Origin of the sequence: Cucumibacter marinus DSM 18995, from assembly GCF_000429865.1 — a bacterium.
GTDB lineage: Bacteria > Pseudomonadota > Alphaproteobacteria > Rhizobiales > Devosiaceae > Cucumibacter > Cucumibacter marinus.
The window spans coordinates 374,868-388,801 of the sequence record NZ_AUCR01000002.1 but is presented as its reverse complement, the minus strand read 5'-3'; the positions used below and the strand labels follow the sequence as shown (position 1 = coordinate 388,801).

The window sequence follows — 13,934 nt, the reverse complement described above, 5'->3', positions numbered from 1 at the left end:
AAAGGATCCTATGCCAACCGCGTTTCACGAGCCGCTCCACACATAAACAATCAAAATCACCCGGATGCCGCATCGTTTCGCGGATGCGCGCCGGACACTCCAGCCTAACGTTGAAGTCCACCCGGCGTTCCGCCCGATGGACGAGCCATCAAACACCAGCCATTCGGCGCTGTCGATGACACGGGCGCAGAAACTGTGGGCAAAGCCCGCCAAAATCCGCGTGTGTAAACGAAAAAGGGGCCGACCCGGCCCCTTCCTCAATTCCTGACGTCACGACCCTAGTGGGCGACGTCGGTCCATAGCTTGCGCTTCGCCAGATACAGCAGCCCGGCGAACAGCACGAGGAACAGCATCACCTTGAAACCGGTTTCCTTGCGGTGCACCAGATGCGGATCGGCGACCCACATCATGAACGCGGCAACGTCCTTGGCATACTGCTCGGTGGTCTCCGGCACTTCATCGCCTTCATAGTCGACAATGCCGTCTGCAAGCGGCGGCGCCATCGACAGCTTGTTGCCGGGGAAGTGCTCGTTGTAATACTGGCCAGGCGCGATATCGACGCCTTCGGGCGCCTCTTCGTGATAGCCGGTCAGAAGGTTGTAGATGTAGTCGGGACCGCCTTCCTGATAGGCCGTGAAGTAATTCACGATCCAGATCGGGAACGGGGACTCGATCGAGCGGGCCTTGGCCAGCACCGAGAAATCAGGCGGCACGACGCCGTTATTCGCTGCCTTGGCAATGAACTCGTCCGGGAACGGGTTCGGCCAGCGGTCCGCCGGAATCCCGGGGCGCTCACCATCTTCGATGGTGTCATCCTGCACCGTGTATTCGGCCGCCAGTGCCTTGACCTGCCCCTCAGTAAAGCCCGGGCCACCATCCTCTTCGAGGTTGCGGAAGGCCAGAAGGTTCGCCGAATGGCACGACGAGCAGACTTCACGGAAGATCTGGAAGCCGCGCTGCAGCTGGTTCTCGTCATAAGTGCCGAACAGGCCCCCGAAGGTCCAGTCCTGCCGCTCCGCCGGGGCGCCGTGGCTCTCGCCAGCGGCGAGCGCCGGGCCGGAGGCCAGCACAAGGCCGGCCACCAGAGCAGAGCGAACGAAAGAGGTCATGCGTTTCATCTTCATCTCCATCTTTCGTGCGCTTAGGCGGTCGTCGCCGACTTCGCTTCGACCTTCAACACGCTCTCGGAAATGCTCGCGGGCAGTGCCTTGGGCGTTTCGATCCGGCTGAGAACCGGAAGGATGATCAGGAAGTAGGCGAAGTAGTAGGCGGTGAAGATCTGGGCGAAGACCACATAGGTCCCCTCAGCGGGCTTCGATCCGAGATAGCCGAGCGCGATGAAGGAAATGACCTGCAGCCAGAAGAACCACTTGAACATCGGCCGGAAGCCACCCGAACGGACCGGCGAGCGGTCGAGCCAGGGCAGGAAGAACAGCACCACGATCGCGCCGAACATGGCGATCACGCCACCGAGCTTACTGTCGATGAAGGTGATGTCGGTGAACGGGATACCGATGTTGAAGGTGATCGCCCGGAGGATCGCGTAGAACGGCAGGAAGTACCATTCAGGCACGATATGGGTCGGGGTGACCTGGCTGTTGGCCGGGATGTAGTTGTCGGCATGACCCAGGATGTCGGGCGCGAAGAACACGAACCAGGCAAACGGGATCAGGAAGACCACGATCGCGAAGCCGTCTTTCAGCGTGTAGTACGGATGGAACGGCACCGTATCCTGCTTCGACTTCACCGGGATACCGGCCGGGTTGTTGTTGCCCGGCACGTGCAGCGCCCAGATATGCAGGCCAACGACGCCGGCAATCATGAACGGCAGCAGGTAGTGCAGCGAGAAGAAGCGGTTGAGCGTTGGATTGTCGACCGCGAAACCGCCGCGCAGAAGCTGCAGGATCGCATCGCCGACCACCGGGACCGCCGAGAAGAAGTTGGTGATCACCGTCGCGCCCCAGAAGCTCATCTGGCCCCAGGGCAGCACGTAGCCAAAGAAGGCGGTGGCCATCATCAGAAGGAAGATGACAACGCCGAGCATCCACAGGATCTCGCGCGGCGCCTTGTAGGAGCCGTAATACATGCCGCGGAACATGTGGATGTAAACTGCGATGAAGAACATCGAGGCGCCCACAGCGTGGGTCCCCTGGATGATCCGCCCCCAGTTCACGTCGCGCCGGATATGCTCGACCGAGTTGAAGGCCATCGTAGCTTCCGGCGTGTAGTGCATCGCAAGGATGATGCCGGTAACGATCTGAATGCCGAGGCAGACAGTGAGAATGCCGCCGAACGTCCACCAGTAGTTGAGATTCCTGGGCGTCGGAAAATCGACGAAGGAATCATACCCCAACCGCATGATCGGCAGCCGATCATCCAGCCACTTGGTGAAGCCGTTAGACGGCTTGTAGGTGCTTTGACCCGCCATTGCCTGCCCCCTTAACCGATCCGCACAACAGTGTCGGACACGAATTCATAATCCGGAACAACCAGGTTTGCCGGTGCCGGGCCCTTACGAATACGGCCAGCCGTATCGTAGTGCGAACCGTGGCAAGGGCAGAACCAACCGTCGAAATCGCCGGATTCGCCAACCGGCACACACCCGAGATGCGTGCAGTTCGCGATCATGATGAGATATTGCTCATGCCCTTCCTTGACGCGTTCAGCGTCAGTCTGCGGATCCTTGAGATCCGACATGGGCACGGCGCGCGCCTCCTCGATTTCCGCCTCGGTGCGATGACGCACAAAGACCGGGAGACCACGCCACTTGATGGTCACGCTGCCGCCTTCAGGCACGCTCGACACATCAAATTCGATCGAGGCCAGCGCCAACACCGCCGCACTCGGATTCATCTGGTCAATCAAAGGCCAAACGGCGCCGGCCACAGCCACCGCACCGACAGCCCCCGAAGCGACATACAAAAAGTCGCGTCTGTTGGGATCTTTTTGATCGTTATCTGGCAAAGTCCTGACCCCCGTTGCCTCTCGGAGTTGCGCTATCCCTGCTTGATCGCGGATAGCCCTGACGAATCGCGCTCCATTGGGCAAAATGGCGCGTAAATCGGGGTTCTTTTTGCACTGTCACCATCGCTTGTCCAGTCTCGCCGCCCTATCTGTGTGCATATGCGACACTATACCCACTCCAATGCCGCAACCGCGCCGCATCAAGGGCGCAGCCGGCACTTGGCGCATTGAAAACCGTGCAGTGCTCTTCCTTCTTCGCTCAACTGCCCGCAGCTTAATATCGACAACACCCTGTCAATACGCCCATCCCGCTTGCCCCCACCGTCTTTTGACCGGAGATCCCCATGATCACCCCAGCCCATGCCCAGACCTTCGCCCGGTACAATCAATGGCAGAATCAGAGCCTGTTTGAGGCTGCCTCCCGGCTTTCCGCTGGCGAGCGCCAACGGGATCAAGGGGCCTTCTTCGGGTCAATCGAGGCAACGCTCAACCACATTTACTGGGCCGACCGGATCTGGATGCACCGGATCGCCGGCGACCCGGCACCGCGCGCCACCACCATTCCCGGTTCGTTGACCGAAACGCCGGACTGGCAGAGCCTGGTTGCAGCCCGCGCCACGATGGATGAACGCCTGATCGAATGGGCAGAGGGCCTGGAAGATGCGGCTCTGGTTGGCGATCTCAAATGGTATTCGGGCGCCGTAGGCAAAGAGGTTTCCCGCCCTCGCACACTGATCATCGCGCATCTGTTCAACCACCAGACCCATCACCGCGGGCAGGTACACGCCATGCTGACAGCGGCAGGTTCCAAACCGTCACAAGACACCGACATCGTTTTCATGCCGGGCGTGGCCTGACCATGGGAGTATCCCTTGCGCTCTATCAACCCGATATTCCGCAGAATACCGGGACCCTGATCCGCCTGGGCGCCTGCCTTGGTGCGCCGGTCCACATCATCCATCCCACGGGCTTTGTATTTTCCGACAAGAACCTGCGCCGAGCCGCCATGGACTATGCCGAGACCGCCTCGGTGATCGAGCATGACAGCTTCGCGGCGTTCGATACCTGGCGTACCGTTGAGAACCGGCGGCTGGTATTGCTGACCACCAAGACCAGCGGCTCTGCCTATGATTTTGCGTATCAGGACCATGACGTGCTGTTGCTGGGGCGCGAAAGCGCCGGTGTGCCAGAGGCAGTGGCCGACACAGCCGATGCCCGCATCCGCATCCCCATGCGTCCCGATGTCCGCTCAATCAATGTCGCCCTTGCCGGTGCGCTTGTGCTAGGCGAGGCCCTGAGACAGACAAATGCACTGGCCAGCCTCTCATGACCGACCATCCCGATCTCGAAGCCAACAAGCAGACAGCCAGCGCCTGGTTCAGGCAGTTGCGCGACGAGATCTGGTCCGCGCTGGAGACGATTGAGGCGGAAGCGCCTGCCTCACTGTACGGTGACGCGCCCGCTGGCCATTTCGAAAAGAAGCCGTGGAACCGGACCGACCATACCGGCGCTGAAGGCGGCGGCGGCGAGATGGGAATGCTGCATGGCCGCGTCTTTGAAAAAGCCGGCGTTCATATCTCGACCGTGCATGGCGAATTCTCACCCGACTTTGCCAAGCAGATGCCCGGCACCGAACAAGGTGCAGGGTTCTGGGCAAGCGGCATTTCGCTGATCGTCCACCCCTGGAACCCGTTCGTGCCCGCCGTCCATATGAACACCCGAATGGTCGCAACCTCTGAGTGGTGGTTCGGCGGCGGCGCGGACCTTACCCCCGTGCTCGACCGGCGACGAACCCAGGACCATGTGGATACCGTGGATTTCCACGCCGCCATGCAGGCCGCCTGCGCGCCGCATGAATGCGCCGATTATGACCGCTACAAGCAGTGGTGCGACGAGTATTTCTACCTCGCTCACCGCAAGGAACCGCGCGGCACTGGCGGCATCTTCTATGACCGGCACAATTCTGGCGACTGGGACGCTGATTTCGCCTTCACCCAGGACGTTGGACGACAATTTCTGAAGGTTTATCCGGAACTTGTCCGCAGAAACCTGAATCAGCACTGGAACGAGGCAGACCGAGAAGAACAGCTCGTGCGGCGCGGCCGCTATGTCGAATTCAACCTGCTCTATGACCGCGGCACCATGTTCGGCCTCAAGACCGGCGGCAATGTGGATTCGATCCTCTCGTCAATGCCGCCCGCCGTCAAATGGCCCTGATAGGCTGATAGACCTTCCCTTGCGCGGATATCCGCGTTTGACGCGGGATCGCGTGCGGGCGCATGATGCGTCTGCAGTGAATCAACCTGGTATAACGCCCGACGCGGCAATGGGAGGTACCATGAAGGAATTCCACTGCGGTTCCCTCGTCCCCGGCTGCCATTGGCATTCCGCCGACGATGACACCGCCGAACTCGTGAAACGTGCTATCGACCATATGAAAACCGCCCATGGCGACCGCCATGTCGGTCCCTCACTGGTCGCGCGCATCCGGCAGAACATCCATAAGCAGGAAGGGGATCGGCCCGTTCGTCAGGGCCACATCGCCTCGACCAGCCGTTGGTGGGGTGCCCTGCCCCGGTTCTGATCCGGCCTCAGGGGAGCCGACGCTCTCCTCCATCAAAATCTGTCGCTCGCGCCGGCTATTCCGGCGCGCCGGCAAGATCGATGAGTTTTTGCCTCGACAATGTGAAATCGCTGTCGATCCAGGCGTCCTCAAGTTTTGAAAGCGCCTGACCGAGCCCCGGCCCGGCCTCGAAGCCCCGGTCGAGAAGGTCGCGGCCCGCCACCGGCAACACCGGTTTTTCGAATTGGTCCGCCTGTTCGATCATCCTGGTAATCCGCCCGATTGCGGCGTCGCCGGGATCCTTGGCCCAAGCCGCGGCAACCAGCAGTCTCAACCGATCGGCAATCGCAGGCGGGTTGCCTCGATAGAGAATCTTGGCCAGATCCATGTCATTGGTGCGCGAGGCAGGCGTTTCCGCCTTCGCCCATTGGTCGAGCCGCGCCCGCTCGGCCTTGGACAGCTTGAGCCGGTCGCCCAGCGCACCGATCCGTTCGTCCATCGGCGGCAGAATGGCCTCGAGCCGCAGCATGGGATCGGGGTTCCATCCCATCTGTCGTTCGACGGCGATCAGGGGATGGATCGCGTCGATCCCCCACTTTTCGCCTTCAGGCAGCGCCACCGCGAGTACGCCAGTGGTGCGCATCCAAAGCAGTGCCCGGGTTGGATCGGCGGTTCCCAGCAACGCCTTCATCTCGCTCCAGACCCGCTCCACGGATAATTGGGATATCCCCGATTTCAGCCGGGTGACCGCCTTGAGCGCTGCAGCGTCCGGCCGGCCCTTGCCGAAACGCGCAAAAAAGCGGAACAGGCGTAGAATGCGCAGATAATCTTCTTTGATCCGGTCTTCGGGCAGCCCGATGAAACGCACTTCCCGATTGAGGCAATCCTCGAGCCCGAACAAGGGATCGAACAGGACGCCGTTCATGTCGGCGTAAAGCGCGTTCATGGTGAAATCGCGCCGCTTGGCATCGGCAACCCAGTCGGTGCCGAAGACCACCTCGGCATGCCGACCGTCGGTCTTCACATCCTGCCTGAGCGTCGTCACCTCGATGGACTGGCCTTCATGGGACAGCGTCACCGTGCCGTGCTCGATGCCCGTCGGATGCGCCGCAATCCCCGCAGCCTCCGCCCGTGCGATCACCTCATCGGGTGTCAGCTCGGAGGCCATATCGACGTCCCCGCCCTGCTCGCCCAACAAGGTGTCGCGCACGATCCCGCCAACCGCCCGCGTCCGGCCCTCGGCGCCCCCAAGTGCCTCGAACACAGCACAGGTGCCGGGACGGCTCAGCCATTCGGCGCCGGAAAGATCGGGGGCTTCAGTCATCAAGGCTCCTGTCGTCTGCTTCGAGTGCCATCTGCCGGAACAGCCGCGTCAGATGCGCTGTAATTCCCCAGATGGCGTGCTCCCCAAAGTCAATCCGCCAAGTCTTCACCTCCCTGCCGCCGGGATGGAAGACATGCCGGCGATAATTTTCGGGCTCTCGCAAATGGGCGAGCGGCACTTCGAAAAACCCTGCCACTTCTTCCGGGTTGGCCCGGAATGGCGCTGTCGGACTGACATCGGCGACAACCGGGGTGATGTGATAGTTGGTGCCGGTCAGATAGTTGGGCAAGAACCCGATCACTCTCGCATCCGAGGGCCGCATGGCGATCTCTTCCTCCGCTTCGCGGACTGCGGCAGCGGCCGCATCCTCGTCGCCGGGATCGATCTTGCCGCCGGGGAATGAAATCTGCCCGGAATGCGATCTCAGATCTGCCGAGCGCTCGGTATAGACGACATGCAGATCGTCTTCGCGCCGGATAAGCGCAATCAGAACCGCGGCGTCGAGCGTGGGGCGATGGCGGTTGAAGGGCGGGGTGGGCCCGAATTCGCGGGTATCGGTCTCATCGCGCGGCTGCGGTGCAGCCAGCAGGCGGCCAGCAATCCGCTCGATATCCTCGTCCCATTCCGCCATGCTCGGCCGTCAATCCCGCCAGGGGCCGACTTCTCCATCAAGAGATGCGATTAGTTCTGCGGGGCAGTGAACCAGAATACGGTCCGGGTCAACAGGCCCGGGAAACCGCACCAAACCACGGACGGTCGGTGCGAACCCCAACGGACTGTAATAGGGCGGATCGCCGATCAGCATCACGAACGCGCTACCGCGCGCCATCGCCTCGGCGGTGACGTGTTTTACAAGCGCCTTGCCCGCCCCCTTGTTGCGATAGACCGGATCGGTCGCCAGTGGCCCGAGCAGATGTCCTTTCACCCCGTTGATCGCAATCGGTGTCATTTTCACCGAGGCGATGGGCACCCCGTCCATCTCCGCGCAATAGGCAAGGCTGGGGTCGGGCTCGATCCGCTCGCGTACCCGGAACGCGGTTCGCGCATAACGGCCTGGCCCGAAACAGATATCGTGCAAAGGCTCGATCCAGTCGGCGTCGTCGGGGCGCTCGAGCCGGATGGTGGCAGGCGTGGCAATGATGGGGGCCGTGGAACCGCCGGAAGCGGCAGGGGTGGTCGTCGACATCTCTCGGATCCGGATTCGATACTGGCGTGGTGGTGATTGGTGAACACCCCCTATCGTCGGCATCGTCTCCACATCTGAGCACACTCCCTTTGAAACAGGAAATCGGGAATACCAGTTTCGGTCAATCAGGTCGAGCGGTTTCAATCGCTTACCAGGCATTCGCATCATGAATTCGAACAATCATTTTGCAACCAGGCCATTGGTCATCGCGTTATCGAACATAGATAGTCTGGGACACGCACAGGAGACCGCAATGGGAATGCTCATCGACGGCCAGTGGTCGACCGAATGGTACGACACGAAAAAAACCGAAGGCCGCTTCAAACGCCAGCCCGCCAAGTTCCGCAACTTCGTCACCAACGACGGCAGTGGCGGCCCAACCGGACAGGGTGGTTTCAAGGCCGAGGCCGGACGCTACCACCTTTACGTTTCGCTCGCCTGTCCCTGGGCGCACCGGACGTTGATCTTCAGAAAGCTCAAAGGGCTCGAGAACCTGATCGACATCTCGATCGTCGATCCCAAGATGCCGCACGAAACGGGCTGGAGTTTTTCGGATGTGCCCGGCGCGATCCGCGACCCGCTTTTCGACGCCGACTTCATGCATCAGATCTACACGCGCGCCGATCCCGATTTCACGGGCCGGGTCACCGTACCCGTTTTGTGGGACAAGCAGCGCAGCACCATCGTCTCGAACGAGAGCGCGGATATCATCCGCATGTTCAACTCCGCCTTCGATCACCTGACGGGAAACCACACGGATTTTTATCCCAAGCACCTGCAGGAGCGGATCGAGACCATCAACGAACGGGTCTACAACGACATCAATAACGGGGTCTACAAGGCCGGTTTTGCGACTACGCAGGAAGCCTATGAAGAGGCGGCAAACGCCCTTTTCGATGCGCTTGATTGGGTTGAGGAACAGCTGGGCGATTATCCCTATCTCGCCGGCGACCAGATCACCGAAGCCGACTGGCGGCTGTTCACGACCATTGTCCGTTTCGACGCGGTCTATCACGGCCATTTCAAATGCAACCTGCGCCGGATTGCCGATTATCCCGGCATTTCAAGGCTGTTGCACGAGCTCTATGAGGTGCCGGGTGTCGCCGAGACGGTGAACATGGAGCACATCCAGACCCACTACTATTGGAGCCACACCACTATCAATCCGTACCGCATCATCCCGATCGGTCCGGAACTGGACTTCATCGGCGAGTAATCACCACTCTGGCGCGGGATCGAGACCTTCTACGATTTCGCGTACCCGCCGGCGGGTTCCGTCGGTCGTGTGATCCGGCAACTCGGTCATGGGAAACCAGCCAATCTCCGCGATCTCCGCATTGGGCTTGAATTCGCGTTCCATCGCGAAGGACCGGCAGACATAAAGCGCCACGTGGTCGCGGGCAGAGGTCTTGCGGTTGTGGTAGAAGCCGTACAGCTTGGCCGGACCCGTCAGAACCATGCCGGTCTCCTCCAGCACCTCCCGCTCGAGCGAGAGCAGCGCATTCTCCCCGGTTTCTATGCCACCGCCAGGGAACTGCCAGCCCGGCACATAGGTGTGCCGGATCAACAACACCTTGTCGCCATCGATGAGCGCAGCGCGCACACCGAGCGTCATCCGCCGGAAGAAGCCGGCCAGAAACAGGAATACTTTCACTCTCAGCCGTTCCCAGCGGGTCATTCTTACGGGTTGCATTGCCATGCGAGGCCATTATCACGGGTGGGGTGAAAACCGAAGCGCGCCGCGCTTTGCGATCCACCGAAACCGCAACAGGTAGCGCCTTCATGGTCACCCTCGCCCATCTGTCCGACGTCCATCTCGCGCCGCTGCCTCATGTTCCGTGGACCGCGCTGATGAACAAGCGCATCACCGGTTACCTCAACTGGGTGATCAACCGGCGCGGGCACATGCATTCGGATACGGTCTCGGCGTTGGTTGAGGATCTGCGGCCACGCAATCCTGATCTGGTTGCTGTTTCCGGTGATCTCGTCAATCTCGCCCTGCGCGCCGAGATAGAGCGCAGCGCCGAATGGCTGAAAACGATCGGCCCGGCCGAACAGGTGGCCGTTATCCCAGGCAATCACGACGCCTATGTGCCGGGGGCGGTCAAGAAATGCCGCAAGGCCTGGGGTGAATATGGCACAGGCGTCACGCTCGATGATGCCTCCTACCCCTTTGTCCGGCGCGCCGGGCCGCTGGCCCTGATCGGCTGTTCGAGCGCCATCGCCACCCCGCCCTTTTTTGCCAAGGGCCGGTTCGGGCGATCACAGGCGCAACGGCTCGAACGCATGCTGACCGCACTCGGTGAAGAAGGCACATTTCGAACGGTGATGATACACCACCCGCCTCAACCCGAAGCCACCTCGCCCCGGCTCGGCCTCGATGGCGCTGAGCGCTTTCGTGACGTGATAGCGCGGGCCGGTGCAGAGCTGATTCTGCACGGCCATCTTCACCAGTCGATCGTGACCGCGATTCCCGGGCCGTCAAGCGAGGTGCCGGTGATCGGCGTGGCCGCGGCCTCCACAGCTCCCGAAACCGGGCATCCGCCGGCCCGCTACAACTTCTTCGAGATCGAAAAACTTGAGACTGGCTTCTCCTGTGTCATGCATGAATACGGGTTCGAGGCCATGGGCGAAAGCGTCGTCCATCGGCTGGAACTGCGCTTGCACTGATCGCGGATACTCCCCAAATCCGAACCGTCATGATAGGGTTCGCGCCATGAACAAACCGGTCAAGCTCACCGAACATCAGCGCCTCGTTTTCGACGCGCTCGAACAGGCGAAATCTCCGCAAAGCGCCTATGCGCTGCTTGATGCCGTGTCCGATCAGGGCATCAAGGCACCGGTCCAGATCTATCGCGCGCTCGACAAGCTGGTTGCCGCGGGCATGGTGCACAAGGTCGAGAGTCTGAATGCATTCATCGCCTGCCACGACCGCCATGAGCGGCACTGGGCAGCCTTCACGATCTGCGAAGCCTGCGGCGCCGTCGGAGAAGTCGTCCTCACCGATCCCGAAGCGCTCGAAGCCCTGGGCAGCGACGTCGAAGGGTTCGAGGTGCACTCGGCCCAGGTCGAACTGCGCGGGCTTTGCGCGGCCTGCAGCGCGGCTGCAGCAAGCTAGTCTCCACGGCCTATCAGCGCCTTGGCAATCGCTGCCACAACGAACAGAATTGCGCTGACCATGACGATCGACGGACCTGTGGGCGTGTCGAAACCGTAGGAAAAACCGAGCCCACCGAACACGGCCGTGACACCGATGCCCGCGGCTCCGATCGCCATGGCTTCGGGAGACCTGGTGCCCATACGCGCCGTGGCCGCGGGCATGATCAGCATCGCTGTGATCAGCAAGACCCCGACAAGCTTGATCGAAAGCGCCACCACCCCCGCGAGCAACAGCATGAAAATCAATCGGGCAGCGCCAGTCGGCTGTCCTTCTGCCGCCGCAAGGTCCGGGCTCACCGTGTCGGCTAGGAGCGGTTGCCAGATTGCCGCCAGCGCCGCGAGCACCACCGCAGCCCCGATGAAAAGGATGAGGAGATCGCTCCGGGTCAGCGCCAGGATGTCTCCGAAAAGGAAGGCCATCAGGTCGACACGGACCGGGCCGACCAGCGAGATAACCACCAGTCCCGTGGCCAGAGCCGCGTGAGACAACACCCCCAGCAGCGCATCCGACGGCAAGGCAACCCGCAGCCGGGCCGCATTGAGGATCAGCGCCACCGCGAGGGCGACAACGAAGATGCCGATCTCGACCGACATGGAAAACCCCAGCGCCAAGGTGACGCCCAACAGCGCGGAATGCGCCATGGTGTCCCCGAAATAGGCCAGTCGTCGCCAGATCACGAACCCGCCCAGCGGCCCCGTCATCAGCGCCAGCAATACACCGCCCAGCGCAGCACGCACCAGGAAGTCGGACAGGTCAAACACTGTCACCCTCCCCATTTTCATGGTGGTGGTGGTGATGATCATGATCGTGACCGTGTTCATGCGCGTGGTGGTGCGCGTCATCGTGTCGGAATACGGCAATCGCGCCGGTCGCGCCGGGCCCGAACAACCGCGCATATTCGGCGTTCTCCGCGACTTGCTGGGGCGCTCCGGCGCAGCATACATGCCCCTGGATGCAATAGACCATGTGGGTGCGTGCCATCACCACATGCAGATCGTGGCTGACCAGCAGCACCCCGCAACCCAGCCGCTCGACCGCCCTGTCGATCAAGTCGTAAAGCGCCAGCTCACCGGCGAAATCGACTCCCTGCACTGGTTCGTCGAGCACCAAAAGGTCCGGTTTGCGGGCCAGTGCACGAGCCAGCATGACCCGCTGGAACTCCCCGCCCGAAAGAACATGCAGCGGTTCCCTGATCAGGTGATCCGCACCCGCCTCCTCAAGCGCCTGAATCTTGTCATCCGGAGACAGGCGGCCGGTCAGGTCCATGAAGCGAGAGACCGTCAGCGGAAGTGTCCAGTCCGCTGTCATCTTTTGCGGCACATAGGAAATCCGCAGCCCCGGCTCGCGCACGACCGTGCCCTCATCGGGTCGAATAAGCCCGAGAACCGTCTTGGCAATGGTGCTCTTGCCGCCGCCATTAGGGCCGATCAGTGTAACGAGCTCACCGCGTCCAACGGTGAGCGAGACGCCGCGCACCGCCCAGCGCTCACCGCGCCGCACACCAAGACCCTCGACCTCGACGATCGATTTCGTCACGCCCCGGCCCTCCTGCAGTTCATTCCTGCCCGCATACCATCAAAATCCCGCCCACCAAACGCCGTGTCCGGTCGGGAGGAATTCAACCCGAATTGTTATATTGTAACATCAACACTGTTACGTTATATCATTACAGCGTCTTCGGCCGAGACACAATCAACCCCTCATGCCACAAATTGCGAGAAACAAGGTAATCCCATGCTTGCTCGTTCAGCCCTGTTGTCCTTTTCAATCCTGGCCAGCCTCGCCGCGGCCATGGCACCCGCCAGTGCTCAATCCCGGGTAGCGGTCACGATCCCGCCGCTGCATTCGCTTGCTTCCAGCCTGCTTGAAGGCGTGGAGCGGCCAACCCTGATCATCGACACCGCTGTCAGCCCGCACACCTATTCGCTCACCCCCTCAAAGCGGCGTGTGCTGGAGGACGCGGATCTGATCCTCGGTATCGGACCGGCCCTTGAGACCGGTCTTTGGGAGGCTATCGAGGATGCGCCGGGCGAACACCTCGCCCTCACCGAGGCGCTGGGTATCGAGTCTGTATCGTATGATCACGAGCACGAAGACGATCACGAGCACGAGGATGGGCACGATCATGAAACGGCTCGCGACGACGAAGCGCATCATGATCATGCGGGCGGCGATCCACATATCTGGCTCGATCCGCAACTGGCCATCGAGATGGCCGAAGCCATTGTTCCGCACCTTGTCGCGCTCTTCCCGGAACACGCCGGCACCATCGCCGAGAACGCCGATTCTCTGACCGACAAGCTTGAAGCGCTGGACCTTTCTGCCCGTCAGGCACTCGTAAATCTCGGCAGCGGGACCGCGATCACCTATCACGACGCCTTCGGCTATTTCTCGGCCCATTACGGCCTGACAACAGAATCCATCGTCATCGAACCCGGCCAGTCGCCAAGCGTCGAGCGCATGGTTGAGATTCGCGGGCTCGCCGAGCGCGGTGTGCTGGCCTGCGTGATCGTCGAGCCGCAATTCACCACGAGCGCGGCGGAAAACCTGGCGGCCGACCATGATCTGCCGCTGATCATGGCCGATCCTGTCGGCTCGACGCTTGAACCGGGCGCCGCCCTCTATGGAGAGTTGATCACGCATCTCGCCGAGGCCTTTGCTGAGTGTATCCCGGCCAACGAAGCCGGATAGTCAGCCGCCCGCCAAACGCCTTTCCCTCGATCGCGAATTCATCTAG

17 protein-coding genes are annotated in these 13,934 nt (G+C 61.4%); 8 read left to right on the top strand and 9 right to left on the bottom strand.

Annotated features, from left to right (window positions below):
* Positions 1 to 278: 278 nt before the first annotated feature.
* The 3 genes from G489_RS0105035 to petA are packed head-to-tail and all read right to left on the bottom strand — an operon-like array spanning position 279 to position 2,964.
* On the bottom strand, positions 279 to 1,118 hold the full coding sequence (locus tag G489_RS0105035; RefSeq protein WP_029040617.1) for a cytochrome c1: 840 nt from the start codon (positions 1,116 to 1,118) through the stop codon (positions 279 to 281).
* 23 nt (positions 1,119 to 1,141) lie between these two features.
* Complete coding sequence (locus G489_RS0105030) at positions 1,142 to 2,428, bottom strand: cytochrome b (RefSeq protein ID WP_029040616.1); 1,287 nt, start codon at positions 2,426 to 2,428, stop codon at positions 1,142 to 1,144.
* 11 nt (positions 2,429 to 2,439) lie between these two features.
* Positions 2,440 to 2,964, bottom strand: coding sequence for a ubiquinol-cytochrome c reductase iron-sulfur subunit (gene petA / locus G489_RS0105025; RefSeq protein ID WP_029040615.1), 525 nt, complete (start codon positions 2,962 to 2,964; stop codon positions 2,440 to 2,442).
* Positions 2,965 to 3,308: 344 nt separating this feature from the next.
* On the opposite strand from petA, the gene G489_RS0105020 reads away from it, so the two are divergent.
* From G489_RS0105020 to G489_RS19140, 4 genes are all read left to right on the top strand, one after another.
* Complete coding sequence (locus G489_RS0105020; RefSeq protein ID WP_029040614.1) at positions 3,309 to 3,821, top strand: DinB family protein; 513 nt, start codon at positions 3,309 to 3,311, stop codon at positions 3,819 to 3,821.
* Between the two features lie 2 nt (positions 3,822 to 3,823).
* Complete coding sequence (locus tag G489_RS0105015; protein ID WP_029040613.1) at positions 3,824 to 4,294, top strand: tRNA (cytidine(34)-2'-O)-methyltransferase; 471 nt, start codon at positions 3,824 to 3,826, stop codon at positions 4,292 to 4,294.
* A complete protein-coding gene (gene hemF / locus G489_RS0105010) occupies positions 4,291 to 5,181 on the top strand; it encodes an oxygen-dependent coproporphyrinogen oxidase (RefSeq protein WP_029040612.1) in 891 nt (296 codons plus the stop codon). The genes G489_RS0105015 and hemF overlap by 4 nt, the downstream gene beginning before the upstream one ends.
* Before the next feature lie 121 nt (positions 5,182 to 5,302).
* Positions 5,303 to 5,548 (top strand): DUF1059 domain-containing protein, encoded by a 246-nt coding sequence (locus G489_RS19140; protein WP_081691407.1) that lies wholly within the window; start codon positions 5,303 to 5,305, stop codon positions 5,546 to 5,548.
* Positions 5,549 to 5,603: 55 nt separating this feature from the next.
* On the opposite strand, the gene G489_RS0105000 is transcribed toward G489_RS19140, so the two are convergent.
* Genes G489_RS0105000 through G489_RS19130 form a run of 3 tightly spaced genes read right to left on the bottom strand, consistent with a single transcriptional unit; the run spans position 5,604 to position 8,037 of the window.
* Positions 5,604 to 6,851, bottom strand: a complete 1,248-nt coding sequence (locus tag G489_RS0105000) for a CCA tRNA nucleotidyltransferase (protein WP_029040611.1) — start codon at positions 6,849 to 6,851, stop codon at positions 5,604 to 5,606.
* Positions 6,844 to 7,482, bottom strand: coding sequence for a CoA pyrophosphatase (locus tag G489_RS19135; protein WP_051332317.1), 639 nt, complete (start codon positions 7,480 to 7,482; stop codon positions 6,844 to 6,846). Before G489_RS19135 ends, G489_RS0105000 begins: the two co-directional genes overlap by 8 nt.
* A gap of 9 nt (positions 7,483 to 7,491) precedes the next feature.
* A complete protein-coding gene (locus tag G489_RS19130; RefSeq protein ID WP_081691406.1) occupies positions 7,492 to 8,037 on the bottom strand; it encodes a GNAT family N-acetyltransferase in 546 nt (181 codons plus the stop codon).
* 253 nt (positions 8,038 to 8,290) lie between these two features.
* On the opposite strand from G489_RS19130, the gene G489_RS0104985 reads away from it, so the two are divergent.
* Positions 8,291 to 9,253, top strand: a complete 963-nt coding sequence (locus G489_RS0104985) for a glutathione S-transferase family protein (protein ID WP_029040610.1) — start codon at positions 8,291 to 8,293, stop codon at positions 9,251 to 9,253.
* Here G489_RS0104985 and G489_RS0104980 read toward each other — a convergent pair whose 3' ends face one another.
* Positions 9,254 to 9,697, bottom strand: coding sequence for an NUDIX domain-containing protein (locus tag G489_RS0104980; protein ID WP_029040609.1), 444 nt, complete (start codon positions 9,695 to 9,697; stop codon positions 9,254 to 9,256).
* Between the two features lie 122 nt (positions 9,698 to 9,819).
* On the opposite strand from G489_RS0104980, the gene G489_RS0104975 reads away from it, so the two are divergent.
* Complete coding sequence (locus G489_RS0104975) at positions 9,820 to 10,707, top strand: metallophosphoesterase family protein (RefSeq protein WP_029040608.1); 888 nt, start codon at positions 9,820 to 9,822, stop codon at positions 10,705 to 10,707.
* Between the two features lie 46 nt (positions 10,708 to 10,753).
* Positions 10,754 to 11,155 carry a Fur family transcriptional regulator gene (locus tag G489_RS0104970; protein ID WP_029040607.1) on the top strand — a complete coding sequence of 134 codons (402 nt, stop codon included), beginning with the start codon at positions 10,754 to 10,756 and terminating at the stop codon, positions 11,153 to 11,155.
* On the opposite strand, the gene G489_RS0104965 is transcribed toward G489_RS0104970, so the two are convergent.
* Positions 11,152 to 11,997 (bottom strand): metal ABC transporter permease, encoded by an 846-nt coding sequence (locus tag G489_RS0104965; protein ID WP_407059821.1) that lies wholly within the window; start codon positions 11,995 to 11,997, stop codon positions 11,152 to 11,154. The two genes, G489_RS0104970 and G489_RS0104965, sit on opposite strands and share 4 nt — an antisense overlap.
* Positions 11,951 to 12,733, bottom strand: coding sequence for an ATP-binding cassette domain-containing protein (locus G489_RS19125; protein WP_245578814.1), 783 nt, complete (start codon positions 12,731 to 12,733; stop codon positions 11,951 to 11,953). The genes G489_RS0104965 and G489_RS19125 overlap by 47 nt, the downstream gene beginning before the upstream one ends.
* A 198-nt stretch (positions 12,734 to 12,931) precedes the next feature.
* Here G489_RS19125 and G489_RS0104955 point away from each other — a divergent pair, with 198 nt between their 5' ends.
* A complete protein-coding gene (locus G489_RS0104955) occupies positions 12,932 to 13,888 on the top strand; it encodes a zinc ABC transporter substrate-binding protein (RefSeq protein ID WP_029040605.1) in 957 nt (318 codons plus the stop codon).
* Positions 13,889 to 13,934: the final 46 nt, after the last annotated feature.

Coding starts and splice junctions, on each gene's coding strand:
- G489_RS0105035 (WP_029040617.1), bottom strand. CDS start 1,118: ATGAAACGCATGACCTCTTTCGTTCGCTCTGCTCTGGTGGCCGGCCTT.
- G489_RS0105030 (WP_029040616.1), bottom strand. CDS start 2,428: ATGGCGGGTCAAAGCACCTACAAGCCGTCTAACGGCTTCACCAAGTGG.
- G489_RS0105020 (WP_029040614.1), top strand. CDS start 3,309: ATGATCACCCCAGCCCATGCCCAGACCTTCGCCCGGTACAATCAATGG.
- G489_RS0105015 (WP_029040613.1), top strand. CDS start 3,824: ATGGGAGTATCCCTTGCGCTCTATCAACCCGATATTCCGCAGAATACC.
- hemF (WP_029040612.1), top strand. CDS start 4,291: ATGACCGACCATCCCGATCTCGAAGCCAACAAGCAGACAGCCAGCGCC.
- G489_RS19140 (WP_081691407.1), top strand. CDS start 5,303: ATGAAGGAATTCCACTGCGGTTCCCTCGTCCCCGGCTGCCATTGGCAT.
- G489_RS0105000 (WP_029040611.1), bottom strand. CDS start 6,851: ATGACTGAAGCCCCCGATCTTTCCGGCGCCGAATGGCTGAGCCGTCCC.
- G489_RS19135 (WP_051332317.1), bottom strand. CDS start 7,482: ATGGCGGAATGGGACGAGGATATCGAGCGGATTGCTGGCCGCCTGCTG.
- G489_RS19130 (WP_081691406.1), bottom strand. CDS start 8,037: ATGTCGACGACCACCCCTGCCGCTTCCGGCGGTTCCACGGCCCCCATC.
- G489_RS0104985 (WP_029040610.1), top strand. CDS start 8,291: ATGGGAATGCTCATCGACGGCCAGTGGTCGACCGAATGGTACGACACG.
- G489_RS0104975 (WP_029040608.1), top strand. CDS start 9,820: ATGGTCACCCTCGCCCATCTGTCCGACGTCCATCTCGCGCCGCTGCCT.
- G489_RS0104970 (WP_029040607.1), top strand. CDS start 10,754: ATGAACAAACCGGTCAAGCTCACCGAACATCAGCGCCTCGTTTTCGAC.
- G489_RS0104955 (WP_029040605.1), top strand. CDS start 12,932: ATGCTTGCTCGTTCAGCCCTGTTGTCCTTTTCAATCCTGGCCAGCCTC.